We start from the raw sequence: 26,178 nt of genomic DNA, 5'->3' as shown, positions 1-26,178 counted from the left end.
ACCGGTCAGACCTCCGGGTCGCCCCGGCCCGCCCCTGCGCGCCCGGAACACGGACAAACCCCTGCCACCCGCCCATGATCCCCAAACTCGCCCGTTCGACCGATAGCCTGGTCGTCCTGACGGCCAGCGTTCCTCGTCCGCCGGTGGGCTTGCGGGCATACGCCCGATTACCGGACAGGTGACGACCCGCGGCGGGGCGCGGCGAGGAATGCACGAGGATGGCGGGTACGTTCCCCGAACCGGGTGCCCTCGCGCGGCGACCCGTACGCACGACCAGGGAGGTCCGCACCGGTGCTCGACCCACACGAGCTCTACGAGCTCACCGACGATCTGCCCGACCTCGGTCAGCCGGTCCTGATCCAGACCCTCACCGGCTTCGTCGACGCCGGCAGCGCCACCCGACTGGCCAGGGAGCAGCTGCTCACCTCCCTGGACGCCCGCCCGATCGCCCGGTTCGACGTCGACCAGCTCTTCGACTACCGCTCGCGCCGCCCGGTGATGACCTTCGTCGAGGACCACTGGGAGGCGTACGACGCCCCGGAGCTGGAGCTGCACCTGCTCCGCGACGACGACGAGACCCCCTTCCTGCTGCTCACCGGCCCGGAGCCGGACCTGCAGTGGGAGCGCTTCGTGGCCGCGGTGGCCGGCATCTCCGCACGGCTGGACGTCCGGCTCACCGTCGGGCTCAACTCGATCCCGATGGCCGTGCCGCACACCCGGCCCGCCGGGGTGACCGCACACGCCACCCGCCGCGAGCTGATCGCCGGCTACGAGCCGTGGTTGCAGCGGGTGCAGGTGCCGGGCAGCGTCGGGCACCTGCTGGAGTACCGCCTCGGCGAGCTGGGCCGGGACGCCCTCGGCTTCGCCGCCCACGTGCCGCACTACGTGGCGCAGACGGAATACCCGGCCGCCGCCGAGGTGCTGCTCGCCTCCGTGTCCCGCAGCACCGGCCTGCTGTTGCCCCGCGACGGGCTGCGCTCGGCGGCCGAGGTGGTCCGCGTGGAGATCGACCGACAGGTCGCCCAGACCGACGACGCCGCCCAACTGGTGCAGGCCCTCGAGGAGCAGTACGACGCGTTCGCGCGCGGCCGGGGCGAGCGGAACCTGCTGGCCGCCGAGGCCGGGCCGCTGCCCACCGCCGACGAGCTGGGCGCCGAGCTGGAGCGGTTCCTGGCCGAGCAGACCCGCCCGGGCGACACCCCGGGCAGCTGAACCGGCGACGCGCGCGGGGATGGGGCAGGCTGGTCACATGCGCCTGGCGACCTGGAACGTGAACTCGGTGAAGGCCCGCCTGCCCCGGCTGCTGGACTGGTTGGCGGGCACGGGGCCCGACGTCGTCTGCCTCCAGGAGACGAAGTGCCCGGACGGCGCCTTCCCGGTCGCCGAGGTGGGCGAGCTGGGCTACACGGTGGCCAGCCACAGCGACGGCCGCTGGAACGGGGTCGCGATCCTGTCCCGGGTCGGCCTGGCCGACGTCACGGTGGGATTCCCCGACGAGCCGGGCTTCCCCGATCCCGAGGCCCGGGCCATCTCGGCGACCTGCGACGGGGTCCGGGTCTGGTCGGTGTACGTGCCGAACGGCCGGGCCCCGGACGACCCGCACTACGCGTACAAGCTCGCCTGGTTCGCGGCGCTGCGGGACGCGGTCGAGGCGGAGCTGACCGGCGGCCTGCCGCTCGCGGTCTGCGGCGACTTCAACGTGGCGCCCACCGACGCCGACGTCTGGGACCCGGCGCTGTTCACCCACTCCACGCACGTCACCCCGGCGGAGCGGGCGGCCCTCGCGGCGCTGCGCGACCTCGGGCTCTCGGACGTGGTGCCCACGCCGATGAAGGGCCCGCACCCGTTCACCTACTGGGACTACCGGGCCGGCATGTTCCACCAGAACAAGGGCATGCGGATCGACCTCGTGTACGCCTCGGCGCCGTTCGCCCGGGCGGTCCGCTCCGCGTACGTGGACCGGGAGGCGCGCAAGGGCAAGGGGCCCTCCGACCACGCGCCGATCGTGGTCGACGCCGACCTGGTTCCGGCCGTCGAGTCGTTCTGAGCCCCGGCCTCGTCGCTAGGGTGGAGCCATGGCAGTCGTGAAGATCAACGCGATCGACGTCCCTCCCGGCGCGGGCGAGGAGCTGGAGAAGCGGTTCGCCGCCCGGGCCGGGGCCGTGGAGAACTCCCCCGGCTTCCTCGGCTTCGAACTGCTGCGCCCGGTGGCCGGGGAGAACCGCTACTTCGTGTACACCCGCTGGGAGACCGAGGAGGCCTATCAGGCATGGGCCGCCGGCCCTGCCCGCGCCGCCCACGCCGGGACGGGCGAGAAGCGTCCCCCGGTCGCCGCCGGCGCCACCCTCCTGGAGTTCGAGGTCGTCCAGCGGGTCCCACCCCGCCCCTGACCGGTCGCGGGAGGCGACACGGGAGTGGGAGCCTGCACTCAGGAGTTGCGGGAGGAGAGCAGGGTGGCGAAGGCGATGATGTTGTCGGCGTAGCCCGTCCGGCCGCCGAGCCAGTCGCCGCCGCAGGTGATCAGGCGCAGGCCCGCGGGGCCCTCGTCGCCGTAGACCCGCTCCGCCGGCAGCCGCTCCTTGGGGAAGTGCTCCACGGAGTCGACCCGGAACACCACGACCGATCCGTCCGCCCGGGCCACCTCGACGGTGTCGCCCGGGCGCAGCTTGTGCAGGTCGTAGAAGACCGACGGCCCGCGCTTGGTGTCCACGTGCCCGACGATGACCGACGGGCCCGGCTCGCCCGGGGTGGGGCCCCGGTCGTACCAGCCGGTCTCGTCGGCCCGCTCCAGCGGCGGGACGGCGATGGAGCCGTCCCGGGCCTGGCCGACGGGGGCCACCGGGGCGGACACCTTGATCGCGGGAATCGACAGGCGCACCGGCCGGCTGGCCGCCAGCGCGCCGTTCTCGCTGCGGGCCGGCCGGTCCTGTCCCCCGCCGGCGGTCCAGTCGAACGGCCCGGCGGTGCGCCCCAGGCCCGCGCCGGTGGCGAAGACCCCGGCCAGCACCAGCACCACGGCCAGCGGCACCGACCAGGGGCGGCGTCCGGGCGGCCGTGGGTTGCGGGCCGCTGCGGCGGCCGGCTGCGAGGCGGGTGTGGGGACCATGACCGGGCTCAGCGTCGGGCGGTACGCGGGCGGCGCGCCGACCGGACGGCGAGCACGATGCCGGTCACGATCAGCGCGAGGCCACCGGGAAGCAGCAGCCCGCCCGTGACGCCACCGGCGCCTCCGCCGAACCCGGTCGCCGGGCCGCGACTGGGCTTCACGGCCTTGACGACCTGGAGCATGGTCGAGGCGGTCTCGCCGTCGCGGCACTCCAGCTTGACCCGGTAGTTGCCGGGCCGGGTGCGCTCCCGCACCATCGGCGCGGCGGTCAGCGTGCTGCCCTGCGGCTGCACCTGCACCCGGCCGAAGGCGTCCGAGACCACGGTGGCGGGGACCGAATTGTCCTGGCAGCTGGCCCGGATCCCCACCAGGAAGCCGGGCTCGACGGTGCTCGGGCTGACCTCGACGAAGACGCGCGGCCCCGGTGGTCCCGGCTGGGGCGCGCCGGCCCGGGCCAGCAGGGCGCCGCCGGACCTGGCCGCGACGCCGGACGGCGGGGACGACAGGGCGGCGAGGACGGTGGTGGACGACAGGGCGACGTTGGGCGGCGGGGCGACGTTGGGCGGCGGGGCGACGTTGGGCGGCGGGGCGACGTTGGGCGGCCGGGCGACACGGGGCACGGCGGTGGCCGGCTGGGCGGCCGGGGCCGGCGGGGCCGCGAGCAGAGGACCGGCGACCACGGTCACGATCGCCAGCGCCACACCGCTGCGGTGCACCGACACGACGCCCCCTCCCGGCGCGTTGGGGCAGTGCCGGGCAATACCAGACGCCCGGTCTGCCGTACGGGATGGATCCTCTCATCCCCGGGCGAACATCACATCCGATTCGGCGCGGTCGTCGCGTACCCTCGGGTCGTTGTGACCTCCACCGACTCCCCCGCCGCCGTCCCCGCGCCCGCCGCCCGGACGATCCGGACCTTCCATCCGCGCCGTGGCCGGATGAGCAGCCGCCAGACGGACGCCCTCGACCGGCTCTGGCCGGTCTACGGCCTGGACGTGCCCGAGCGGCCCGGCACGCCGGTGGACCTGGCCGGCCTGTTCGGCCGGCGGGCCCCGCTGGTGCTGGAGATCGGCTCCGGGATGGGCGACACCACGGCCGAGATGGCCGCCGCCGACCCGGACCGAGACTATCTGGCGGTCGAGGTGCACACGCCCGGAATCGCCAATCTGCTGGACCTGGTGGACCGGCACGGCCTGCGCAACGTACGGGTGGCGCAGGGCGACGCGCTGGACCTGGTGGCGGGCCTGCCGGAGGCGTCGCTGGACGCGGTGCACGTCTTCTTCCCCGACCCCTGGCCCAAGTCCCGGCACCACAAGCGGCGGATCATCCAGCCGGCCCACGTGGCGCTACTGCGCTCCCGGCTGGCGCCCGGCGGCACCCTGCACTGCGCGACCGACTGGGCCGAGTACGCCGAGGCGATGCGCCAGACCCTGGACGCCGACCCGGGGCTGGTCGACGCGCACGACGGCTTCGCGCCCCGCCCCGCCCACCGCCCGGTCACCAAGTTCGAGCGCCGGGCCCTGCGGGCGGGTCGCCCGATCTTCGACCTGATCCACCGCCGGTCGTGAAAGGAAGGGCCCCCTGTTAACGGATTCCGTTGTACAGGGGGCCCTTGCTAACACTTCAGGCGCGCGGAGCCGGTTGGCGTTCGGGGGCATGATCCAGGCACCATGGACGGGCTATGACGCTCACCGCCGCGCTGCCGACAAGCGCCGACCCCGACACCCTCTTCGACGCGTTCGCCGGCTGGGCGAAGGAGCGCGGCCTCGACCTCTACCCCCACCAGGAGGAGGCGGTCATCGAGATCGTCTCCGGCGCCAACGTGATCATGAATACGCCGACCGGGTCCGGCAAGAGCCTGGTCGCGATCGCGGCGCACTTCGCGGCCCTGGCCGACGACCGGACGACCTTCTACACCGCCCCGATCAAGGCGCTGGTGTCGGAGAAGTTCTTCGCCCTCTGCGAGGTCTTCGGCGCCGACAACGTGGGCATGCTGACCGGCGACGCCAGCGTCAACGCCGACGCGCCGATCATCTGCTGCACCGCCGAGATCCTCGCCAACCTGGCGCTGCGCGAGGGCGACCGGGCCGACGTCGGCCAGGTGATCATGGACGAGTTCCACTTCTACGCCGAGCCCGACCGGGGCTGGGCGTGGCAGGTGCCGATCATCGAGCTGCCGCAGGCGCAGTTCGTCCTGATGTCCGCCACGCTGGGCGACACCACCCGCTTCGTCGACGACCTGACCCGGCGTACCGGCCGGCCCACCGCCGTCGTCCGCTCGGCCGAGCGGCCGGTCCCGCTGATCTTCTCGTACGCGATGACGCCGCTGCACGAGACGCTCGAAGAGCTGCTGGAGACGAAGCAGGCACCCGTCTACGTCGTGCACTTCACCCAGGCCGCCGCCCTGGAACGCGCCCAGGCGCTGATGAGCGTCAACGTCTGTACCCGCGCCGAGAAGGACATGATCGCCACCGCGATCGGGAACTTCCGGTTCACCTCCGGGTTCGGCAAGACCCTGTCCCGGCTGGTCCGGCACGGCATCGGCGTGCACCACGCCGGGATGCTGCCCAAGTACCGCCGACTGGTCGAGACCCTGGCCCAGGCCGGCCTGCTCAAGGTCATCTGCGGCACCGACACCCTCGGCGTCGGGATCAACGTGCCGATCCGCACCGTGCTCTTCACCGGCCTGTCCAAGTACGACGGGGTGCGCACCCGGCTGCTCAAGGCCCGCGAGTTCCACCAGATCGCCGGGCGGGCCGGGCGGGCCGGGTTCGACACCGTCGGCCGGGTGGTCGTACAGGCCCCCGAGCACGTGATCGACAACGAGAAGGCGCTCGCCAAGGCCGGCGACGACCCGAAGAAGCGGCGCAAGGTGGTGCGTAAGAAGCCGCCGGAGGGCTCGATCGGCTGGGGCAGGCCCACCTTCGACCGACTGGTCGAGGCCGAGCCGGAGCCGCTCACCTCCAGCTTCCAGGTCAGCCACTCGATGCTGCTCAACGTCATCGGCCGGCCCGGCGACGCGTTCGCCGCGATGCGGCACCTGCTCACCGACAACCACGAGGACCGCGCCGCCCAGCGCCGGCACATCCGCCGCGCCATCGCCATCTACCGGGCGCTGCGCGCCGGCGGGGTCGTCGAGCAGCTCGACGAGCCCGACGAGACCGGGCGGCGGGTCCGCCTCACCGTCGACCTCCAGCTCGACTTCGCCCTCAACCAGCCGCTCTCCCCGCTGGCGCTGGCCACGATCGAGCTGCTCGACGTCGAGTCCCCCGCGTACGCCCTCGACGTGCTCTCGGTGGTCGAGTCGATCCTGGACGACCCGCGCCAGGTGCTCTCCGCGCAGCAGTTCAAGGCGCGCGGCGAGGCGGTCGCCGCGATGAAGGCCGAGGGCATCGAGTACGAGGCCCGCCTCGAACTCCTCGACGGGGTGACCCACCCGAAGCCCCTCGCGGAGCTGCTGGACTCGGCGTACGAGATGTACCGGCAGGGGCACCCGTGGGTGGCCGACCACCAGCTCTCCCCCAAGTCCGTCGTCCGGGACATGTACGAGCGGGCGATGACCTTCACCGAGTACGTGCAGTTCTACGGGCTGACCCGGTCGGAGGGGCTGGTCCTGCGCTACCTCGCCGACGCGTACAAGACGCTGCGCCAGACGGTGCCCGAGGACGCCAAGACCGAGGAGCTGGTCGACCTCATCGAGTGGCTCGGCGAGCTGGTCCGGCAGGTCGACTCCAGTCTCATCGACGAGTGGGAGCGGCTGCGCAACCCCACCGACGCCGCCGAGGCCGCCGAGGCGCTGGACGACCGCGTGCCGGCGGTCACCCGCAACGCCCGGGCCTTCCGGGTGCTGGTGCGCAACGCCCTGTTCCGCCGGGTCGAGCTGGCCGCCCTGCGCCGCTGGTACGACCTCGGCGAGCTGGACGCCGCGTCGGGCTGGGACGCGGACGCCTGGGCCGACGCCCTGGAGCCGTACTTCGAGGCGTACGACTCGATCGGGGTGGGTCCGGACGCCCGCGGCCCGGCGCTGCTGATGATCGAGCAGGGCCGGGAGCGGTGGACGGTCCGGCAGATCCTCGACGACCCCGAGGACGACCACGACTGGGGGATCAGCGCCGAGATCGACCTCGCGGCCTCCGACGAGGCGGGCGCGGCGGTCGTCCGGATCACCTCGGTCGGCCAGCTCTAGCCACCGCCACGACCGTGGGGGCCGGCTCCGGCCGGCCCCGCCGCGGTGCTCCGGGTGCCCACGGGCAGGTATCGCGTTGCCGGGGTGAACCGCTCTGGACTACGTTGACCCCGTGCCCGCCTCGGACAGGGTGCGCCGCCCCTAGCGGCGGCGCGAAACCCCAGACTGCCGAACGCTCTGCGTTTCCGCTCCGCCGCATCAGCGACCCTTCGCCGGTGTGGCCGTCCGAGCTGCCCGGCTCCGCATGCGATGTCCGGAGCCTTTCGTGCACAGTTCTGCATCCACCTGTCCCGTCCCCTGTGACGCCCCCCGCTTCCGTCTCCTCCTGATCGTCGTCGTCCCGGGTCGGTGGTCGCGGTGAACGCGCGCGCCCTCACCCTGACCGCGGTGCTGTTGTCGTCGCTGTCGTTCCCGCTGACCATCACCGGGGCGTCCGTCGCGCTTCCCGGCATCCAGCACGATCTCGACACGTCGCTCACGACGGCACAGTGGGTCGTCAACGGCTACAACCTCTGCTTCGCGGCGTTCCTGGCCCTCGGCGGCTCGCTCGCGGATCTGCTCGGCAAGCGCCGCCTCTTCACTGCCGGGGTCGCGGTCTTCTTCGCCGGCAGCGTGCTGTGCGTGCTGGCCCGGGACGCCACGGTCCTCAACCTCGCACGCGTCCTCGCCGGTACGGGGGCGGCAGCGGCGACGGCGACCGGTCAGTCGATCCTGGCGGCGACCTTCGGCGGACCGGCCCGGACCCGGGTGTTCGGCGCGCTCGGCGCGGTCCTCGGCGTCGGCCTCGCGTTCGGGCCCACGATCTCCGGCCTGCTGGTGGACGCGCTCGGGTGGCGGGCCGTCTTCGCGGTCCCCGCCACGCTGGCGGGAGTCGTGCTGCTGGTGTGCCCCTTCCTGCCCGCCCTGCCTGGCGCGAGAAGGAGGATCGACTGGGCCGGCGGCACGCTGTTCACCGCCGCGCTCGCGCTCCTCATCTGGGCCTTCGTCGAGGCACCCGCCCTGGGTGCCTCGCATCCGTCGGTGATCGCCGCGCTTGTCGCCCTCGTGATCTGCGGGATCGCCTTCGTACGGGTCGAGAAGCGCGGCACCGACCCGATGTTCGACCTCGGCCTCCTGCGCGACCAGCGCTTCGTCGGGTACTCGCTGGTCGCCGCGACCATGATGGGACTGCTCGTTCCCCTTCTGGTCTACCTGCCCTCCTACCTCATCGACGTCGCCGGCCTCGACGCCGGGCGAGCCGGGCTGTGGATGCTCATGCTCACCCTGCCCTCGGTCGTCCTGCCCCCGGTCGGAGCGATGGTCGCGCGTCGCTCACCCCGCCTGCTGTCAGTCGGGGCGGTCGCCCTCGGCACGGCGGGCATGTTCACCCTCACCACCGTCGGGCCCGACAGCACACCGGGTTCCCTCCTGCTCCCGCTGCTGCTGATCGGGGCCGGTGTCGGCGCCACCACGGGCGTGATCGACGGACTCGCCATCTCCAGCGCGCCCGTCCGACAGGCCGGCACGGTGGCCGGGCTGTTCAACACCGGCCGGCTCGTCACCGAGACGGTCGCGCTCGCGCTCGTCGGCTCCACCCTCGCCATCGTCAGCGGCGGGCACCTCGCCGGCGACGGCTTCACCGCCGCGCTGCGCGTCGTCGCGACGGCGCTCGGCTGTTTCGGCGCGGTCTCCGCCGTCGGCGTCGGTCTCCTCCTGCGACGACGGGATGCCGGGCGCCCGGCGGCGTGAGCCTCTGCCGCCGCGCGTCCCGGCGCCGCCGCGTGCCCGGGACGCGCGGCGGGCGCGTCGTCAGGAGGTGGTGAGGACGACGAGCTGACGGGTCGCCCGGGTCATCGCGACGTAGCGGTCCACCGCGCCGGCGACGCCGGCGCCGAACGCGTCCGGGTCGACGAGGACGACCAGGTCGAACTCCAGTCCCTTCGCCAGCTCCGGGGTCAGCGACCGGACGCGGGACGTCGCCCGGAACGTGGGGTCGCCGATGACGCACGCGGTCCCCTCGGCGTGGGCGGCGAGCCAGGTGTCGAGGATCGCGTCCCGATCGGCGGCGGACCCGCGTACGACGGGAGCGCCGCCGCCACGGATGGAGGTCGGCACGTTGGCGTCGGGGAGCACGGCCCGGATGACGGGCTCGGCCTCCGCCATGACCTCCTCCGGCGTCCGGTAGTTGACGGTCAGGGAGGTCACGGTGATCCGGTCGAGCCCGACGCGCTCCAGCCGTTCCCGCCACGACTCGGTGAACCCGCGGCGGGCCTGGGCGCGGTCCCCGACGATGGTGAAGCTCCCCGACGGGCAGCGCAGCAGCAGCATCTGCCACTCGGCGTCGGTCAGCTCCTGAGCCTCGTCCACCACGATGTGGGCGAACGGTCCGGCGAGCAGATCCGGCTCCACGTGGGGCAGGGCGGTCTCGTCGACCAGGGCGTCCTGGAGGTCCAGCTGACGCAGGCTCGACAGCACGCCCTCGCCGTCGTCGTAGGCGTCGGCCTCGATCAGGTCGTCGACGACGGCGGCCATGCGCGCGCGTTCGACGGCGACGACGGCCTCCTGCCGGCGCCTGCGCCCGGACGCCTCCGCGTCGCCGAGCCGCTGCCGTGCCGCGTCCAACAGCGGCAGGTCGGACACCGTCCACGCCCCGGCGTCGCGGCGCTGGAGGGCGCGGACCTCGTCCGGGCTCAGCCAGGGAGCGCACCGGCGCAGGTAGGCGGGCACCGACCACAGGTCGCCGACGAGGTCGGTCGCCTCGATCAGCGGCCAGGCCCGGTTGAACGCCGTACGCAGCTCCCGGTTGCGCAGCAGCGAGGCGCGGACCACGTCGTCGGGCTCGTCGCCGTCGTACTTCTCCGCCAGGATCGTGAGCAGCTCCTCCCAGACCTCGTCGCGCGCCTCGTTGTGGGGCGTACCGGGTCCCGGCGCCTCGAACGCCTCGGCCCAGTCGGCGGCGCGCAGCCGGAGGTCGGCCTCGTCCGTGCTGACCGTCATCGGGGCGGTCGGCGGCTCCTCGTAGAACCTGACGGCCGACTCGATCGCCTTCACCATCGCCGCCGACGACTTCAGGCGGGCCACCTCCGGGTCGGTCTCGACGCTCGCCGAGGCGCCCTCGGGTACGAGGTCGCGCAGGGTGCAGGTCTGCACCTCCTCCTCCCCCAGGCTGGGCAGCACGTCGGAGACGTACGCCAGGTAGGGCTGGTGCGGCCCGACGAACAGCACCCCGCCCCGGCGGTGACCGAGGCGCGGGTCGGCGTAGAGCAGGTACGCGGTGCGGTGCAGCGCGACGACGGTCTTGCCGGTGCCGGGACCGCCGTCCACGACGAGCGCCCCGCTCGACCCCGCCCGGATGATGGCGTCCTGGTCGGCCTGGATCGTGCCGAGCACGTCGCGCATCCGCGGCGACCGGCTGGCGCCCAGGCTGGCGATGAAGGCGGACTGGTCGTCGAGCGCGGCGGCGTGCCCCACGAGGGCGTCCGGGGTGAACACCTCGTCCCAGTAGTCGGTGATCCGGCCGCGTGTCCAGCGGTACCTGCGGCGGCTCGCCAGGCCCATCGGGTTGGCGTGCGTCGCCGCGAAGAACGGCTCGGCCGCGGGGGAACGCCAGTCGAGCAGCAGCCGCCCGCCCGCGCCGTCGGTGAGGCCGCGCCGTCCGACGTACACGGGCGCGGGATCGTCGGCGCCGACCATCCGGCCGAGGCAGAGATCCACGCCGAAGCGGCGCAGTGTGCGCAGGCGGGCGGCCAGCCGGCGGACCTCCATGTCCCGGTCCACCGCCTGCCGGCCCTTGCCACCGGGGGCCCGGCGCTCGGCGTCGAGGCGGTCGGACAACTCGGTGCCCGTCCGCTCGATGCTCCCGGCGACTGCCGCGAAGTGCTGCTCGTCGGCGGCGATCAGCGTCGGGTCGGCCTTGGCGGCGAGGTGGTCGGGAAGGTCGAACACAATGGTCGTCAGGCGATCCACGTCGGCAACTCCACTCTCGTTCCGGCTCCCGGCCCGCGATGCCGTGCGCCGCACGCGCGCACCGGGCGTCCGGCCATCGGCTCGACATCTCCATTCGGCCGTACGTCGACGGCGACCCACGCTTTCGCTGGTCCCGTTTCCGCAGCTCGCGGCCTCGGCCGGTGATTCTGCGGCACGGATGGGGTCTTGCCGCAAGCCCCCGGGTGCGATATATCTTGAGAAGGGAAAGGGGTGGTCACACTCCCTTTCCCTTTGTTTCTGTCCGGAGTGTTTCTTTCCGGGGCGGAAGACCCTTCGGAATCGGCGCCGCACAAGATGGGCACCGGACAGCGGCAGCGGTGCGCGCCTCGGCGCGGGCCGTCGGCGCGGATCTCCCGCGGGCGCGTCGGTGGCCCGTCTTCGCGCGGCAGCTATGCGCTGGGTACGCGAACCACGTCGTCGAAGAGTTCCTGCAGTCGGTCCCGGCAACGCAGCAGAAGTGTCCCGCGCTCCCCCGCGCCTCGATGAGCCGGTGCCGGTCGGCCGTCGGCGGACCGGGCGAGAGAGTCCCCCGCGAACCCTGGGAGATGTCACACCCGTCGATTAGAATGTGTGTACTAATCGAGGTCCTGACCTGGGAGGACGCCCGTGACCACGCCCGCCTCCGCCCCACCCACCCCCTACGCCACCCTGCTCGGCTTCACCCGCTACGTCGACCGCACCGGCCCGACGAAGGCCACCTTCGTCGGGGGCCTGCGCAAGCAGCGGGCCAGCCGCTCCGGCTTCAACCCGCACGGCCAGTTCGTCAAGGCGCTCAAGGCCGACATCGCCTTCCACACCGGCGGCACCCACCTCGACCAGGTGGTCGACGTGGTCAAGCCCCGCTGGCGACCGCTCTACCAGGCCCTCGTCCCCGGCGCGACGACCTGGCTGCGCTCCCTCGGCGAACCGAGGGCCGTCGACCTCGCCCAGACCCGCGACGCGCTCGCGATGCTGGGCGACCTGCCCGTCAAGGTCAACCCCCAGTTCGGCGTACGGCACGCCGACGGTCGCGTCGAGGCCGTCCGACTGCACTTCGACGAGGCGCCGCCCAGCGAGGAGGCGACGCTGGCCACCCTGCACCTGATGGCCCGGCACATGGACGCGGTGCTCCCGCACGCCGAGCCGGTCCTGGTCGACGTCCGCCGTGGCGAGGCCCACCGCATGCCCGCCGACGCCCGCCCGGAGCAGATCGAGCGGTGGCTGGCCGGCGAGGCGGCGGCCTTCCGGGCCATCTGGGCCACCGCCGCCTGACCCCTGCCCACCACCCACCCGATCCCGCTCGCCCGGTCCGGCCGACGTTGGCCGGACCGGACGTGCGTCCCGGGCGCGTCGGCGGACCCGCGCGAAAGCCCACATCCCGGGCGGCGGATCGACACGACGCACAGCATCGTGAATCATCTATCCTCATGACCACCGGGTCCACGGACGCCCGTCCGCCCGCCGAGATCGCCGACGACGAGCAGGTTCCCGCGCCCAGGGACCCCGGCCGGCGGGAGCGGTGGTGGTGGCTGCGCCACGAATGGACGTTGGCGGTGCTCGGCGGGCTGCTGCTGGCCGTGGTGCTGACCTGGCCGACGATGCGGCACCCCGCGAGCACGATCCCCGGCGACATCGGCGACCCCACGTTGCAGGCGTGGCAGATGGCCTGGGCCGGGCACGCCGTGCTCAACAACCCGGCCGGTCTCTGGCACTCGAACACCTTCTTCCCCGAGACCTACACGTACGCCTACAGCGACACCCTGCTCGGCTACGCCCCGTTCGGGATGCTCGGCTCGGGCTTCGAGGCCGCCCTGGTCCGCTACAACGTGATGTACGTGCTGGTGCACGCGTTGGCCTTCATCGGGGCGTACGCGCTGGCCCGGCAGCTCGGGGCGGGCCGGCTGGGCGGGGCGGTCGCCGGCATCGCGTGGGCGTACGCGCCCTGGCGGCTGGCGCACTCCGGCCACCTGAACATCCTGTCCAGCGGCGGGATCGCGTTGTGCCTGGCGATGCTGGCGCGCGGCCACGGCTGGTCACTGCGGCACGGCTACCGGCCGGAGCGGCGGCGACCGGGCTGGGCCCTCGCGGGGTGGCTCGTCGCCGCCTGGCAGATCAGCCTGGGCTTCGGCATCGGGCTGCCACTGGTCTACTTCCTGCTGGCCGCGGTGCTGGTCGGGGCCGGCGGCTACGGCTGGTCCTGGTGGCGGCGCGGGCGACGACCCGCGTTCGGCCGGCGGCTGCTGCTCGCCGACGTGGCCGGTGGCGCCGTCTTCGGCGCGGTGACGCTCCTGCTGGGCCTGGTCTATCTGAAGGTCGTCGACCTCAACCCGCAGGCCGAACGGTCGTTGGCCTGGACGGAGATGTTCTCGCCGCCGCTGATCGGCTTCGTCACCGCCCCGGCGGACTCGTGGTGGTGGGGCGAGCGGCACGCGGCGGCGCGGGAACAGCTGTCCTGGCCGCCGGAGATGGCGCTGTTGCCCGGGATGGTCCTGCTCGCGTTGGCTGCGGCGGGGCTGTTCGTCTCGGTCTACCCGGCCCGGCACCGGGTCGCGCTGGCGCTCGGTGTGCTCGGCACGGTGCTGCTGGGCCTGGGCGTCACCCTGGGCGGCGACGGCGATCCGGGCTACCTGACGCTGTCGAAGCACCTGCCGGGCTGGGACGCGCTGCGGACGCCGGGCCGGATGATGCACTGGACGAGCCTGCTGCTGGCGGTGCTGGCGGCGGGCACGGTGACGGTGTTCGCCACGGCAGTGCGGCGCTGGTCGTCCCGGGGTTGGGCCAGGCTCCTGGCACCGGTGCTCCTGCTGGTGCCGCTGGCCCTGGTCGGGCTGGAGGGGGTCAACCGGACGCCGCATCCGGTGGTGCCGACGCCGCCGGCCGCGATGCGTACGGCGGCGGAGCCGATGCTGGTGCTGCCCGCCGGCGGCGCGGTCGACCTGATCTTCATGTCGTGGACGACGGACGGGTTCCCCCGGGTCACGAACGGGCTGGGCGGGTTCGAGCCGGTCACCCAGGCGCAGACCCGGGTCGCGACGGCCACCTTCCCCGATGCGGGCAGCGTGACGTACCTGCGGGGAATCGGGGTGCGGTCCGTGGTGGCCCTGCCGGGCTGGACCGCCGGGACGCCCTGGGAGGGCATCGCGGACCGGCCGATCGACGGGCTCGGCATCACCCGGGAGGAGATCGATGGTGTGCTGGTCTACCGCCTCTGAGCGGGGCGGCGCGGGACGGGCGTCCTCGGGCGCCGGCCGGGCGGGGTGACGCAGGTGCGCCTGTCGCTGGTGGTGCCCTGCTTCAACGAGGAGGCCTCGGTGGAGCGCCTGCACACGGCGGTGACCGCCGCGGTCGCGGAGCTCACCGACGTCGACATCGAGGTGGTCTACGTCGACGACGGCAGCTCCGACGGCACCCTCGTGGCGCTGCGCCGGCTCGCCGCCGCCGATCCCGCCGTGCGCTACACGTCGCTGAGCCGCAACTTCGGCAAGGAGGCGGCGATGCTGGCCGGGCTGGAGCGGGCCACCGGGGACGCGGTGGTCATCATGGACGCCGACCTCCAGCACCCGCCCCGGCTGCTGCCCGACATGGTGGCGTTGTACCGGCAGGGTTTCGACCAGGTGATCGCGCGCCGGGACCGGCGTGGCGACCGCTTCGTCCGGATGCTGGCCTCGCGGTCCTTCTACCGGGTGGTCAACTGGTGGATCGACGTGCGGCTGCTGGACGGGGCGGGTGACTTCCGGCTGCTGTCCCGGCTGGCGGTGGACGCGGTGCTGGCGATGCCGGAGTACAACCGCTTCTCCAAGGGGCTGTTCTCCTGGATCGGCTTCCGGACGGTGGTGGTCGCGCACGGCAACGAGACCCGGCAGGCGGGCCGGAGCAGGTGGACGTTCGGCAAGCTGTTCAACTACGCGTTCGACGGGCTGCTGTCGTTCAACAACCGGCCGCTGCGGCTGGCGATCTACGGTGGCCTGTTCCTCACCCTGATCGCGGTGGTCTACATGGCCTGGGTGGTCGCCGACGCCGTCAGCAAGGGAATCGACGTTCCCGGCTACACCACAATCATCGTCAGCGTGATCGGTCTCGGCGGCATCCAGATGACGATCCTGGGCGTGATCGGGGAGTACATCGGCCGGATCTACTACGAGACCAAGCGTCGGCCGCACTACCTGGTCCAGGAGACCGAGGACCTGGTCACGCAGCACGGGGAGACGCCCCGGGTGCCGGACCAGCCGGCGGTGCACCCGGCCGGGCGGGTCCGGCAGGGCGGGCCGGCCCGCGAGGACCCCTCCCGGTACCGCTCGCTGCGGCGCGCCGCCGGCGAGTCCGTGACGGGTGACGCGCGGCAGCCGTAGCGGCTGCCGCGCGCGACACGGGTCAGGCGGTGAGGTACTTCGCCAGGTCGTCGAGGATCTTGTTCGCGGCGCCGATGCCGATGCCGGTCATCCAGATCTCGTCGGAGACGACGTGCGACTTGCCGGCCTTGACCGCCGACAGCCCCTTCCAGAGCGTCCCGCCGGTGACCTTGGCCTGCTCGGCGGCGGCCTTCTCGCCGTACGCGGTGACGAAGATGACGTCGCCGTCGACCTCGCCGATGCGCTCCGGGCTGACCCGGTCCATCCGCCGGTCCTCCTTGCCGGTGAGCTGCTGCCGCTCGGGGCGGCCCAGGCCGGTGTCGCCGATGACGATGCCGGAGAACGAGTCCGGCCCGTACACCCGGATCTCGGTCGGCATGAAGCGGACGATGGAGACCTTGCGCTCGGCGGCGTTGCCGAGCTTGCCGCCGAACTCCCTGGCCCGCGTCTCGTACGCGGCCAGCAGGTCCTTGGCCTGCTGCTCCTTGCCGAGCGCCGCGCCGTCGAAGAGGAAGTTCTCCTTCCAGGTGATGCCGACCTTCTCGGTGAAGACGGTCGGCGCGATGGCGGCCAGCTCGTCGTAGAACTTCTCCTGGCGGAACTTGCTGCCCAGGATCAGGTCCGGCTTGAGGGCGTTGATGGCCTCCAGGTCGGGCTCGGTGAGCACCCCGACCTCCTTGATGCCGGCGAGCTTCTCCTCGCCGAAGTAGGTCGGCCAGCTCTTCGCCTCGCCGGCGGTGGCGGCGCCGACCGGTGTGACGCCGAGTGTCAGGGCCGTGTCGATCTTGTCTGTGTCGAGCACGACGACACGCTTCGGTTCCACCGGCACCTTGGTGGTGCCCATGGCGTGGACGATCTCCCGGGTCTGTCCGGTGGTGGTGTCGGCGACCGGGTCGCTCTCACCGCAGGCGGTGAGAGCGACGCCGAGGGCCAGCGCCGCGGTGAGGGCGGCGGCGAGACGACGCATCAGATTCCTTTCGAAGGGTGCGAGCCGGTCAGCGGCGTCGCCGCGTTCCCGGCGGGCAGGCGGGTCAGGGAGGGACTGGTGAGCGCGGGCACCACCAGGGGCGCCCCGGTCACCGGGCAGGGCACGACCACGCAGTCGAGGCCGAAGACGTCCCGGACCAGGTCGGCGGTGAGGATCTCCCGGGGCGGCCCGGCGGCCACCACGGCACCGGAGCGCATGGCGATCAGGTGATCGGCGTACCGGGCGGCCTGGTTGAGGTCGTGCAGTACGGCGACGACCGTCCGGCCCCGCTCGACGCGCAGCCGGTGCAGCAGGTCCAGCACCTCCACCTGGTGCGCGAGGTCGAGGAAGGTCGTGGGCTCGTCCAGCAGCAACGCCTCGGTGTCCTGGGCGAGGGTCATGGCGATCCAGACACGCTGCCGCTGGCCCCCGGAGAGGGTGTCGACCGGCCGGTCCGCCAGCGCCGTCACGTCGGCGAGCGCCATGGCCCGGTCGACGGCGGCCCCGTCGGACTCCGACCACTGCCGCCACCACCGCTGGTACGGCTGCCGGCCCCGGCCGACCAGGTCGGCGACGGTCACCCCCTCGGGCACCAGCGGGCTCTGCGGCAGCACGCCGAGGCGGCGGGCGACCTCGCGGGTCGGCAGGTCCCGGATGGCGGTGCCGTCCAGCAGCACGGCGCCGCGCCGGGGCGTGAGCAGGCGGGCGATGGTGCGCAGCAGGGTGGACTTGCCGCAGGCGTTCGGCCCGACGATCACCGTGAACGCGTCGCCGGGCAGCTCCAGGTCGAGCCCGTCCAGCACGGTCCGCTCGTCGTAGCCGGCGACCAGGTCGCGGGTGGAGAGCATCACGCCTCCTTGCCAGGGTGGGACATCACGAGGGCCGCCGCCGGCCACGGAGCAGCAGGAAGATCAGGTACGGGCCACCGATGGCGGCGGTCAGCACCCCGGCGGGCAGCTGGGTGGGGGCGAACAGCCGCCGGCCGCCCAGGTCGGCGAGCACCAGCAGCAGGGCCCCGAGCAACGCGGCGCTAAGCAGCGGCGGGCGCTCGGCGCGGACCAGCCGCCGGGCCAGCTGCGGGGCGACGAGGGCCACGAAGTCCACCGCGCCCACCTGCGCGGTGACCATCGCGGCGGCCAGCACCCCGGTGCCGGCGAGGCCGGCCCGACGGGCCACCGGGCGCAGGCCGATCCCCCGGGCGGTGTCGTCGTCCAGGGCGGTGCTGTTCAGCGCCCAGCCGGCCCAGGCCAGCACCGGCAGGAGCGCGGCCAGGGTGAGGGCGATCCACAGGCTCTCGTTCCAGCCCTTGCCGGCGAGCGTGCCGATCAGCCAGATCTGCGCGCGCAGCCCGTCGATCGGGTCGGCGGTGAGCAGGACGACCTCGGTCAGGGCCCGCAGCGCGAAGGCGACCGCCACGCCGGCGAGCACGAACCGCTGGGCGGCCAGCCCGTGCCGGGCGCCGAGGAGGAACAGCAGCGCGGCGGCGACCAGCCCGCCGAGCAGCGCCGCCGGGGCCACGAGCACCGCCGCGGCGCCGGTCGTCAGGGCCACCGTCGCGGCGAGGCCGGCGCCCTGGGTGATGCCGACGACGTCGGGGCTGGCGAGCGGGTTGCGGGCCACGCTCTGGATCAGCGTGCCGGCCACCCCGAAGGCCGCGCCGGCCACCGCGGCCAGCACCAGCCGGGGCAGGCGCAGGTCGAGGACCACCAGGTCGTACGGGGTGCCGGCGCCGGAGAGGGCGCGCAGCACGTCGGCCGGGGCGACGTACGGGGTGCCCAGGGAGAGGCTGAGCACCCCTGCGGCGAGCAGCAGCACGACCAGCGCGGCGGCGACCAGCACGGAGCGGCGGCGGACCTGCACGCTGACCGGGCCGATCCGCACGAGCGACCGCCCCGGCAGCGCGGTGACGCCCACCCGGGGACGGCCCGCCGGCCGCCCGGCGGCGGGGGCGGCGGGGGCGCTCACGCCGTCACGACCTTGGCGCGGCGGACCAGGAAGGCCAGCAGCGGGGCGCCGATCAGCGCGGTGACGATGCCCGCGGGCACCTCCCCGGGCGGCGCGACGAGCCGACCGACGACGTCGGCGCCGAGCAGCAGCGCGGGCCCGAGCAGTGCCGAGACCGCGAGGGTCCAGCGATGGTCGGCGCCGACCAGGGCGCGGGCCAGGTGCGGCACCGCGAGCCCCACGAACGCGATCGGCCCGGCGGCGGCCACGGCCGCCCCGGTGAGCAGCACCGCGGCGACGCCGCCGCCGAGGCGGACCAGCCCGATCCGGTGCCCGAGGCCCCGGGCCACGTCGTCGCCGAGGGCGAGCGCGTCCAGGCCCCGCGCGACGAGGGCGGCCAGGACCAGCCCGGCGAGCACGAACGGCACCACCTGGGCGGCCACCGTGAGGTCCCGGCCGGTCAGCCCGCCGACCACCCAGAAGCGGTACTCCTCGAAGGTGCGGGCGTCCATGCTGAGCAGCGCGTACACCACGGAGGCGAGACTGGCGTCGAGGGCCGCGCCGACCAGCGCGAGGGTGACCGGGCTGGCGCCCTCGCGGGCCTTGGCCGCGACGGCGAAGACCAGCACGCCGGCCCCGAGCGCACCGGCGATGCCGAACCAGACGTACCCGGCGAGGGTGCCCACGCCGAAGACGGAGATGGCCAGCACCACGCCGAACGAGGCGCCGGCGCTGATGCCGAGGATCCGCGGTTCGGCCAGCGGGTTGCGGGTGAGGGCCTGGAAGAGGACGCCGGCGACGGCGAGCGCCAGCCCGACGGCGAGGCCCAGCGCCGTGCGCGGCATCCGCAGTTCCCGCACGATGGTGGCGGCGTCGCCGCCGTCCGGGGCGATGAGCGCGCGCCACACCTCGTCGACGGCCAGCGCCCGGCTGCCGAGCGCGAAGCTCGCCAGCACGGCCAGCAGCAGCACCAGCGCGGCGGCGACCGTGACCGCGAGCCGACGACCCCCACGCGCCCGAGGCCGGGTGCCGGCAGGCGCCGGTCGGGTGGCGAGGGTGGTCACGAGGCTCCTGCACGTTCGGGCTTAGGGTCGCCTTACCGTAGCGGAACGCCCTGGCCGGGCCTAACTCGCCGTCGTCGATCCGGGCGGCGCTGAGCAGGGCGGACAGCGCCGGATCCGGTCGGGCGGCGGCCCCGGCCGCCCTAGGGTTGTCAGCATGCGATTCGACCAGCACACCGTGGTGCTCCTGAGCCGGCCGACGGACGCGCCGCAGCTACCGCTGGACGCGGCCGACCGGTTGCAGGACGCCCACCTGGCCCACCACGCGGGGCTGGTGGAACAGGGGCTCGTCCTGGCCGCGGGGCCCTTCGTCGACGCCGACGACGAGCGGCTGCGCGGGTTCGTCGTGCTCTCCATCTCCCCGCAGGAGGCCCGAGAGCTTTACCACAACGACCCGGCCGTGCGGGCCGGGCGGCTGGGCGTGCAGGTGATGAGCTGGATGGTGCCGGAGGGCATCGTGCGGTTCGAGAGCGTGCCGATGCCCCGGTCGATCCTGGCGGCCGCCGCCGGCGACTGACGGCCCGGGACGTCAGTCGGCCGGTCGGGGCGCGGGGAGCGGGCCGGCGGGCCCGTCGAGCTGCTGGTCGGCCCAGACGTACGTCTCCGGCAGCAGCTCGGCGACGTGCACCACCCGCAGCGCGTCCATCGGCCCGACGATGACCCGGACCGTGGGGAAGTAGTCGCGCAGCACCTGCCGGCAGCGCCCGCAGGGCGGGATCACCCCGCGCCCCCGGTCGCCCACCGCGACGATCGTCTCCAGCTCGGTGACGCCCTGGGTGGCGGCGGCGCCGACCGCGACCACCTCGGCGCAGGGGCCGCCGGTGAAGTGGTAGACGTTGACCCCGGTGAAGACCCGGCCGTCGGTGGTCCGCGCGGCGGCGGCGACCGTGTGGTTGTCGCTGCGGCAGCGCAGCTTGGCGACCGCCGTGGCGGCCTGCACCAGGGCCCGGTCGGTGTCCCGCATCGTCATCCATCCCCCGTGGCCAAGGTCGGTCGGCGCCCCACTCTAGTCCGAGGCGGCACCGCCGCGCTCCCCCTGACGGGCGCCGCCGACGGGCGTGCGCGCGGGCGGCCCGGGGCGGGGCGGCGGTAACCCGGGGGCGGTCCGGCCGTCGGCTGCCTATCCTTGGCGACGACATGCAGAATCCAGCCGCACCCGCCGCGACCGACCCCGTCCGCGAGCTGCACCGCCGCCTGAGTCCCCTGATGTTCCGCGACCAGCGCCGCCTGCAACGGCGCCTGGACGGGGTACGCCGGCTGCGCGACCCGCAGCGCAGGGAGTCGGCGCTCGACGAGATCGCCGCCGACGTGGCGCGGGCCGAGGCGGTGCTGGCGGGGCGGCGCGCCGCCGTGCCGGTGGTCACCTATCCGGCCCAGCTGCCGGTCAGCGAACGCAAGGACGACATCGCCGCCGCGATCCGCGACCACCAGGTGGTGATCGTGGCCGGCGAGACCGGCTCCGGCAAGACCACCCAGCTGCCGAAGATCTGCCTGGAGCTGGGGCGCGGGATCACCGGGCTGATCGGGCACACCCAGCCGCGCCGGCTCGCGGCGCGTACGGTGGCGGACCGGATCGCCGAGGAGCTCGGCACCGAGCTGGGCGACGTGGTCGGCTACAAGGTGCGCTTCAGCGACCAGGTGAGCGACCGCAGCCTGGTCAAGCTGATGACCGACGGCATCCTGCTCGCCGAGTTGCAGACCGACCGGATGCTGCGCCAGTACGACACGCTGATCATCGACGAGGCGCACGAGCGCAGCCTCAACATCGACTTCATTCTTGGCTACCTCCGGCAGCTCCTCCCGCGCCGCCCCGACCTCAAGGTGATCATCACCTCGGCGACCATCGAGACCGAGCGGTTCGCCCGGCACTTCGCGGGCCCGCCCACCGCCGACGAGCCCGACGGCGTACCGGCGCCGGTGGTCGAGGTCTCCGGGCGCACGTACCCGGTCGAGGTGCGTTACCGGCCGCTGGTCGAGGTGGCCGAGGGCGAGGACGACGGGGAGGACGAGGAGAACGTCCGCGACCAGGTCCAGGCCATCGGCGACGCCGTCGAGGAGCTGGCCGCCGAGGGGCCCGGCGACGTCCTGGTCTTCCTCAGCGGCGAGCGGGAGATCCGCGACACCGCGGACGCGCTGGGCAAGCTGGTGGAGAAGAAGCCGGCGCTGCGCGGCACCGAGATCCTGCCGCTGTACGCGCGGCTCTCCACCGCCGAGCAGCACCGGGTCTTCGCCCCGCACGGCGGGCGCCGGGTGGTGCTCGCGACCAACGTGGCGGAGACCTCGCTCACCGTGCCCGGCATCAAGTACGTGGTGGACCCGGGTACGGCCCGCATCTCCCGCTACAGCAGCCGGCTCAAGGTGCAGCGGCTGCCGATCGAGCCGGTCTCGCAGGCGTCGGCCAACCAGCGCAAGGGGCGCTGCGGGCGCACCTCGGACGGCATCTGCATCCGCCTCTACGACGAGCAGGACTTCCTGTCCCGCCCGGAGTTCACCGACCCGGAGATCCTGCGCACCAACCTCGCCTCGGTCATCCTCCAGATGACCTCGATCGGGCTCGGCGACGTCGCCGCGTTCCCGTTCATCGACCCGCCGGACCGGCGCAACGTCGCCGACGGCGTCAACCTGCTGCACGAACTCGGCGCGCTGGACCCGGCCGAGGCCGACCCGGCGAAGCGGCTCACCCCGCTGGGCCGGCGGCTGGCGCAGCTCCCCGTCGACCCGCGGCTGGCCCGGATGGTCGTCGAGGGCGAGCGCAACGGCTGCGCCACCGAGGTGATGGTGATCGCCGCCGCGCTGTCCATCCAGGACCCCCGCGAGCGGCCCGCCGACAAGCAGGCCCAGGCCGACCAGGCGCACGCCCGGTTCACCGACCGCGAGTCGGACTTCGTGTCGCTGCTCAACCTGTGGCGGCACCTGCGCGAGCAGCAGCGCGAACTGTCGTCCAGCGCGTTCCGGCGGATGTGCAAGGCCGAATACCTCAACTACCTGCGGGTACGCGAGTGGCAGGACATCGTCAGCCAGCTGCGCCAGGTCCTGCGTACGCCCGAAGAAGGGCGACCGGCGCGCGACGGCGGCGGGCGCCGGGGCGGCGCGGACCTGCCGGAGGAGATCGACACCCCGAAGGTCCACCAGTCGCTGCTGCCCGGCCTGCTGTCACACGTCGGGCTCAAGGACGCGCAGAAGCACGAGTACCTGGGCGCCCGGGGCGCCAAGTTCGCGCTCTTCCCCGGCTCGGCGTTGTTCAAGAAGCCGCCGCGCTGGGTGATGGCGGCCGAGCTGGTGGAGACCTCCCGGCTCTGGGGCCGGGTCGCCGGCCGGGTCGAGCCCGAGTGGGTCGAACCGCTGGCCCAGCACCTGGTCAAGCGCAGCTACAGCGAGCCGCACTGGGAGAAGAAGCAGGCGGCCGTGATGGCCTACGAGAAGGTGACCCTCTACGGCATCCCGCTGGTCACCTCACGCAAGGTCAACTTCGGCCGGATCGACCCGGCGCTGTCCCGGGAGCTGTTCATCCGGCACGCCCTCGTCGAGGGCGACTGGCAGACCCACCACCACTTCTGGCGGGACAACCAGCGGCTGCTGACGGAGATCGAGGAGCTGGAGCACCGCGCCCGGCGCCGCGACATCCTCGTCGACGACCAGACCGTCTTCGACTTCTACGACGCGCGCGTCCCGGCGGACGTGGTCTCCGGGCGGCACTTCGACGCCTGGTGGAAGAAGACCCGCCGGGAGCAGCCCGACCTGCTCACCTTCACCCGGGAGCTGCTGGTCAACGCCGGCCGCACCGGCGTGGACGAGGCCGACTACCCCGACGAGTGGTCCGCCGACGGGGTGACCCTGCCGCTGACCTACCGGTTCGAGCCGGGCACCCCGACCGACGGCGTGACCGTCGACATCCCGCTGCCCCTGCTCAACCAGGTGCCGGCGGAGAGCTTCGACTGGCAGGTCCCCGGGCTGCGCGAGGAGTTGGTGATCGCGCTGATCCGCTCGCTGCCCAAGGCGGTGCGGCGCAACTTCGTCCCGGTGCCGGACTTCGCGCGCGCGGCGCTGGCCGCGATGCCGGCCGGCGAGGAGCCGCTGCTGGACGCGCTGACCCGGCAGCTGCGGCGGATGACCGGCGTCACCGTGCCCCGGGACGCGTGGGAGCCGGAGAAGCTGCCGCCGCACCTGCGGGTCCGCTTCCGGGTGCTCGACGAGGAGAACAAGCCGGTCGCCGAGGGCAAGGACCTGTCGGCCCTGCAACGCCAGCTCAAGGCGGAGGTACGCCAGGTCGTGGCCGCCGCAGCACCCGACGTGGCCCGCACCGGGCTGCGCGAGTGGAGCATCGACGATCTTCCTCGCACCATCGAGCAGGTCCGCTCGGGCTACGCGGTGACCGCGTACCCGGCCCTGGTCGACGAGGGCGACACCGTCGGGGTGAAGGTCTTCGACTCGCCCGCCGAGCAGGAGGCCGCGCACTGGGCGGGCACGCGGCGGCTGCTGCGGCTGACCGTGCCGTCGCCGGCGAAGTTCCTCCAGGGGCGGCTGTCCAACGAGGCGAAGCTGGCGCTGAGCCGCAACCCGCACGGCGGCGTGCAGGAGCTGATCTCCGACGCGGCCGGGGCGGCCATCGACAAGCTGATCGGCGACGCGGGCGGCCCGGCCTGGGACGCCGCGGGCTTCGCCGCCCTGCGGGACAAGGTCCGGGCCGACCTGGTGGACACCGTGGTCGAGATCATGGACCGGGTGCGCCGGGTGCTCGCCGCCGCGTACGCGGTCGAGCAGCGCCTCGGCGCCACGCGGAACCTGGCGGTGGTGGCCGCGCTGGCCGACATCCGGGCCCAACTCAACGGCCTGGTGCACAAGGGCTTCGTCACCGAGACCGGGTACGCGCGCCTGCCCGACCTGCTGCGCTACCTCACCGCCATCGAGCGGCGGCTGGACCGGCTGCCGGGCAACCCGCAGCGCGACAAGCAGCAGCAGGACCGGGTGGCGGTGGTGCAGAAGGAGTACCAGGAGATGCTCGCCGCGCTGCCGCCGGGGCGCCGGCAGTCGACGGCCGTCCGGCAGATCCGCTGGATGGTCGAGGAGCTGCGGGTGAACGTCTTCGCCCAGGCGCTGGGCACCCCGTACCCGGTGTCGGAGCAGCGGATCTACCGGGCGATGGACGAGGCCGAGGGCAGGTAGGGCGACCCGCGCAGCACCCGCAACAGCACCGGCGGGGAGAGCAGCCGCGTCGGCGGGTCGACGAGGTTCACCACCCGCAGGAACGCCGCGCCCAGCGCCGGGTCCCGGGTCGCCGCCTCGTGCAGCCGACCCACGTACGCGTTGACCAGGCGTACCCGCGGCGAACGGCGGCCGGGCACCTCGGGGAAGCGCAGGTCGGTGCCGACCGCGATGGACCACGGCCCGTCGATCAGCCGGGCCGCGCCCCGGAAGAACCGCCGGGCGAGCCGGTCGGACGGCCGTCGCAGGAGTCGGCGCAGCAACAGGGCCTCCAGCGCGGCCACCGTCATGCCCTGCCCGTAGACCGGGTTGAAGCTGCACACGGCGTCGGCCACCACCAGGTAGCCCGCCGGGAAGCGGCGCAGCCGCTCGTAGCGCCGCCGCACGCTGGCCGGGAACTTCATCGTCGCCGGTGGGCTCTCCGGCCGCGCCGTACGCAACAGGTCGGCGATCTGCGGGGCGGCGAGGGTCTCGGCGAAGGCGGTCATCCCCTCGTCGTCGGCCGGCGGCTCCTCGCCGAGCATGCCGCTGAGCGCCACCGCGAACCGGCCCTGCTCCTGCACGGCGACGATGCCGCCCCGGGGCTGGCCGGGCACGGCATTGGTGAGCGCGCCGAGCAACCCCTCCAGGTGGTGCGGCTCCCGTCGGTAGGTGCGGGTGAGGTAGGTGACGCCGACCTTGACCCGTTCCTCCGGCGCCGGCCGGTAGCCCAGCTCGGCCAGCCATACCGGGCTGCGGGTGCCCCGGCCGCCGGCGTCGACGACGAGGTCGGCGGCGACGGTGGTCGGATCCCCGTCGCGGGGGCGCAGCCGTACGCCGGTGACCCGTCCCCGGTCGAGGGTGGTGGTCAGCCCCTCCACCTCGCAGCCCGCCACGATCCGCACCCCGGGCAGGGCGGCCACCCGCTCCCGGACGACCTGCTCCAGCAGCGGCCGGCTGACCCCGAGGGCGAACAGCGGGGACGGCGCGCGCCGCATCCGGTGGCCGTTGTTGTACCAGTGGACCTGCTCGTGCAGGTCGACCGTGGGCACGCCCCGCGCGCTCAGCTCCGCCGAGATCCCGGGCAGCAGTTCCTCGAACGCCTGCCGGCCCCGGGTCAGCAGGACGTGCAACTGCCGGCCCTGCGGTACGCCCCGGCGGCTCTCCGCCTGCTCGGGCAGCAGGTCACGGTCCACGAGGGTGACCCGCTCGTACGCCTCGGTGAGTGCGCAGGCGGTCAGCAGCCCGCCCATGCTGGCGCCGATCACCACGGCGCTGCCCGTTGCCATGCGGGCAGCGTAGGCAGGCCGGCGTGGCCCGGTCGTCTTCCGTCGTGCGCACCTGGCGGCGTCGGACGGCGCGGCCGGGCGGCCTGGGACCGGCGGCGTGGGACCAGCGCGGCCGGGCGGCCTGGGAGCGGCGCGGTCCGGCGGCCTGGG

The 26,178-nt window shown here is 73.9% G+C and carries 20 protein-coding genes; 11 read left to right on the top strand and 9 right to left on the bottom strand.

Going from position 1 to position 26,178, the window contains the following annotated elements:
• Nucleotides 1–291 precede the first annotated feature (291 nt).
• The 3 genes from EV374_RS15500 to EV374_RS15490 are packed head-to-tail and all read left to right on the top strand — an operon-like array spanning nucleotide 292 to nucleotide 2,390.
• Nucleotides 292–1,212, top strand: coding sequence for a proteasome assembly chaperone family protein (locus EV374_RS15500; protein ID WP_132235896.1), 921 nt, complete (start codon nucleotides 292–294; stop codon nucleotides 1,210–1,212).
• A 37-nt stretch (nucleotides 1,213–1,249) separates the two neighbouring features.
• Nucleotides 1,250–2,047 carry an exodeoxyribonuclease III gene (locus EV374_RS15495; RefSeq protein WP_132235894.1) on the top strand — a complete coding sequence of 266 codons (798 nt, stop codon included), beginning with the start codon at nucleotides 1,250–1,252 and terminating at the stop codon, nucleotides 2,045–2,047.
• Nucleotides 2,048–2,075: 28 nt separating this feature from the next.
• A complete protein-coding gene (locus EV374_RS15490) occupies nucleotides 2,076–2,390 on the top strand; it encodes an antibiotic biosynthesis monooxygenase family protein (RefSeq protein WP_132235892.1) in 315 nt (104 codons plus the stop codon).
• A 38-nt stretch (nucleotides 2,391–2,428) separates the two neighbouring features.
• On the opposite strand, the gene EV374_RS15485 is transcribed toward EV374_RS15490, so the two are convergent.
• Together EV374_RS15485 and EV374_RS15480 are read right to left on the bottom strand one after the other, a co-directional pair.
• Nucleotides 2,429–3,106: a class F sortase gene (locus EV374_RS15485; RefSeq protein WP_132235890.1), complete on the bottom strand. Its 678-nt coding sequence runs from the start codon at nucleotides 3,104–3,106 to the stop codon at nucleotides 2,429–2,431.
• Nucleotides 3,107–3,114: 8 nt separating this feature from the next.
• The gene (locus tag EV374_RS15480; protein ID WP_486485789.1) at nucleotides 3,115–3,822 is read right to left on the bottom strand and encodes a hypothetical protein; all 708 of its coding nucleotides are present in this window, start codon (nucleotides 3,820–3,822) and stop codon (nucleotides 3,115–3,117) included.
• Between the two features lie 222 nt (nucleotides 3,823–4,044).
• Here EV374_RS15480 and trmB point away from each other — a divergent pair, with 222 nt between their 5' ends.
• The 3 genes from trmB (at nucleotide 4,045) to EV374_RS15465 (ending at nucleotide 9,020) form a co-directional block, all read left to right on the top strand.
• The gene (gene trmB / locus EV374_RS15475) at nucleotides 4,045–4,674 is read left to right on the top strand and encodes a tRNA (guanosine(46)-N7)-methyltransferase TrmB (protein WP_486485788.1); all 630 of its coding nucleotides are present in this window, start codon (nucleotides 4,045–4,047) and stop codon (nucleotides 4,672–4,674) included.
• A gap of 113 nt (nucleotides 4,675–4,787) precedes the next feature.
• Nucleotides 4,788–7,292 carry a DEAD/DEAH box helicase gene (locus tag EV374_RS15470; RefSeq protein ID WP_132235884.1) on the top strand — a complete coding sequence of 835 codons (2,505 nt, stop codon included), beginning with the start codon at nucleotides 4,788–4,790 and terminating at the stop codon, nucleotides 7,290–7,292.
• A gap of 357 nt (nucleotides 7,293–7,649) precedes the next feature.
• Nucleotides 7,650–9,020: an MFS transporter gene (locus EV374_RS15465; RefSeq protein WP_207914205.1), complete on the top strand. Its 1,371-nt coding sequence runs from the start codon at nucleotides 7,650–7,652 to the stop codon at nucleotides 9,018–9,020.
• A gap of 60 nt (nucleotides 9,021–9,080) precedes the next feature.
• Here EV374_RS15465 and helR read toward each other — a convergent pair whose 3' ends face one another.
• Nucleotides 9,081–11,228, bottom strand: a complete 2,148-nt coding sequence (helR, locus tag EV374_RS15460; RefSeq protein ID WP_207914224.1) for an RNA polymerase recycling motor ATPase HelR — start codon at nucleotides 11,226–11,228, stop codon at nucleotides 9,081–9,083.
• A 636-nt stretch (nucleotides 11,229–11,864) separates the two neighbouring features.
• On the opposite strand from helR, the gene EV374_RS15455 reads away from it, so the two are divergent.
• From EV374_RS15455 to EV374_RS15445, 3 genes are all read left to right on the top strand, one after another.
• Entirely contained in the window at nucleotides 11,865–12,509 is a 645-nt protein-coding gene (locus tag EV374_RS15455; RefSeq protein ID WP_132235878.1) for a hypothetical protein, read from the top strand.
• Between the two features lie 155 nt (nucleotides 12,510–12,664).
• The gene (locus EV374_RS15450) at nucleotides 12,665–14,449 is read left to right on the top strand and encodes a glycosyltransferase family protein (RefSeq protein ID WP_486485778.1); all 1,785 of its coding nucleotides are present in this window, start codon (nucleotides 12,665–12,667) and stop codon (nucleotides 14,447–14,449) included.
• A 45-nt stretch (nucleotides 14,450–14,494) separates the two neighbouring features.
• Nucleotides 14,495–15,586: a glycosyltransferase family 2 protein gene (locus EV374_RS15445; RefSeq protein WP_486485777.1), complete on the top strand. Its 1,092-nt coding sequence runs from the start codon at nucleotides 14,495–14,497 to the stop codon at nucleotides 15,584–15,586.
• Nucleotides 15,587–15,608: 22 nt separating this feature from the next.
• Here EV374_RS15445 and EV374_RS15440 read toward each other — a convergent pair whose 3' ends face one another.
• From EV374_RS15440 to EV374_RS15425, 4 genes are read right to left on the bottom strand one after another with little or no spacing between them, the layout of a single operon-like run.
• A complete protein-coding gene (locus EV374_RS15440; RefSeq protein ID WP_132235876.1) occupies nucleotides 15,609–16,553 on the bottom strand; it encodes an iron-siderophore ABC transporter substrate-binding protein in 945 nt (314 codons plus the stop codon).
• A complete protein-coding gene (locus EV374_RS15435; RefSeq protein WP_132235874.1) occupies nucleotides 16,553–17,401 on the bottom strand; it encodes an ABC transporter ATP-binding protein in 849 nt (282 codons plus the stop codon). Before EV374_RS15435 ends, EV374_RS15440 begins: the two co-directional genes overlap by 1 nt.
• 25 nt (nucleotides 17,402–17,426) lie before the next feature.
• Nucleotides 17,427–18,518 carry an iron ABC transporter permease gene (locus EV374_RS15430; protein ID WP_486485776.1) on the bottom strand — a complete coding sequence of 364 codons (1,092 nt, stop codon included), beginning with the start codon at nucleotides 18,516–18,518 and terminating at the stop codon, nucleotides 17,427–17,429.
• Nucleotides 18,515–19,561: an iron ABC transporter permease gene (locus EV374_RS15425; RefSeq protein WP_132235872.1), complete on the bottom strand. Its 1,047-nt coding sequence runs from the start codon at nucleotides 19,559–19,561 to the stop codon at nucleotides 18,515–18,517. The genes EV374_RS15430 and EV374_RS15425 overlap by 4 nt, the downstream gene beginning before the upstream one ends.
• 154 nt (nucleotides 19,562–19,715) lie before the next feature.
• On the opposite strand from EV374_RS15425, the gene EV374_RS15420 reads away from it, so the two are divergent.
• Nucleotides 19,716–20,075 carry a YciI family protein gene (locus EV374_RS15420; protein WP_132235870.1) on the top strand — a complete coding sequence of 120 codons (360 nt, stop codon included), beginning with the start codon at nucleotides 19,716–19,718 and terminating at the stop codon, nucleotides 20,073–20,075.
• Between the two features lie 12 nt (nucleotides 20,076–20,087).
• Here EV374_RS15420 and EV374_RS15415 read toward each other — a convergent pair whose 3' ends face one another.
• Complete coding sequence (locus tag EV374_RS15415; protein ID WP_132235868.1) at nucleotides 20,088–20,528, bottom strand: cytidine/deoxycytidylate deaminase family protein; 441 nt, start codon at nucleotides 20,526–20,528, stop codon at nucleotides 20,088–20,090.
• A 167-nt stretch (nucleotides 20,529–20,695) separates the two neighbouring features.
• Here EV374_RS15415 and hrpA point away from each other — a divergent pair, with 167 nt between their 5' ends.
• Nucleotides 20,696–24,721 (top strand): ATP-dependent RNA helicase HrpA, encoded by a 4,026-nt coding sequence (hrpA, locus tag EV374_RS15410; protein ID WP_132235866.1) that lies wholly within the window; start codon nucleotides 20,696–20,698, stop codon nucleotides 24,719–24,721.
• On the opposite strand, the gene EV374_RS15405 is transcribed toward hrpA, so the two are convergent.
• The gene (locus EV374_RS15405; protein WP_132235864.1) at nucleotides 24,688–26,028 is read right to left on the bottom strand and encodes an FAD-dependent monooxygenase; all 1,341 of its coding nucleotides are present in this window, start codon (nucleotides 26,026–26,028) and stop codon (nucleotides 24,688–24,690) included. The two genes, hrpA and EV374_RS15405, sit on opposite strands and share 34 nt — an antisense overlap.
• Between the last annotated feature and the right edge of the window lie 150 nt (nucleotides 26,029–26,178).

This window comes from Micromonospora sp. CNZ303 (genome assembly GCF_004345505.1).
Note: the sequence above shows the minus strand (reverse complement) of the source record. Positions and strands in the feature narration are given on the sequence as shown.

What these genes read in the sequence shown, in the direction of transcription:
- EV374_RS15435 (WP_132235874.1), bottom strand. Translation starts at nt 17,401, where the DNA reads ATGCTCTCCACCCGCGACCTGGTCGCCGGCTACGACGAGCGGACCGTG.
- hrpA (WP_132235866.1), top strand. Translation starts at nt 20,696, where the DNA reads ATGCAGAATCCAGCCGCACCCGCCGCGACCGACCCCGTCCGCGAGCTG.
- trmB (WP_486485788.1), top strand. Translation starts at nt 4,045, where the DNA reads ATGAGCAGCCGCCAGACGGACGCCCTCGACCGGCTCTGGCCGGTCTAC.
- EV374_RS15490 (WP_132235892.1), top strand. Translation starts at nt 2,076, where the DNA reads ATGGCAGTCGTGAAGATCAACGCGATCGACGTCCCTCCCGGCGCGGGC.
- EV374_RS15485 (WP_132235890.1), bottom strand. Translation starts at nt 3,106, where the DNA reads ATGGTCCCCACACCCGCCTCGCAGCCGGCCGCCGCAGCGGCCCGCAAC.
- EV374_RS15450 (WP_486485778.1), top strand. Translation starts at nt 12,665, where the DNA reads ATGACCACCGGGTCCACGGACGCCCGTCCGCCCGCCGAGATCGCCGAC.
- EV374_RS15495 (WP_132235894.1), top strand. Translation starts at nt 1,250, where the DNA reads ATGCGCCTGGCGACCTGGAACGTGAACTCGGTGAAGGCCCGCCTGCCC.
- EV374_RS15405 (WP_132235864.1), bottom strand. Translation starts at nt 26,028, where the DNA reads ATGGCAACGGGCAGCGCCGTGGTGATCGGCGCCAGCATGGGCGGGCTG.
- EV374_RS15440 (WP_132235876.1), bottom strand. Translation starts at nt 16,553, where the DNA reads ATGCGTCGTCTCGCCGCCGCCCTCACCGCGGCGCTGGCCCTCGGCGTC.
- EV374_RS15420 (WP_132235870.1), top strand. Translation starts at nt 19,716, where the DNA reads ATGCGATTCGACCAGCACACCGTGGTGCTCCTGAGCCGGCCGACGGAC.
- EV374_RS15415 (WP_132235868.1), bottom strand. Translation starts at nt 20,528, where the DNA reads ATGACGATGCGGGACACCGACCGGGCCCTGGTGCAGGCCGCCACGGCG.
- EV374_RS15470 (WP_132235884.1), top strand. Translation starts at nt 4,788, where the DNA reads ATGACGCTCACCGCCGCGCTGCCGACAAGCGCCGACCCCGACACCCTC.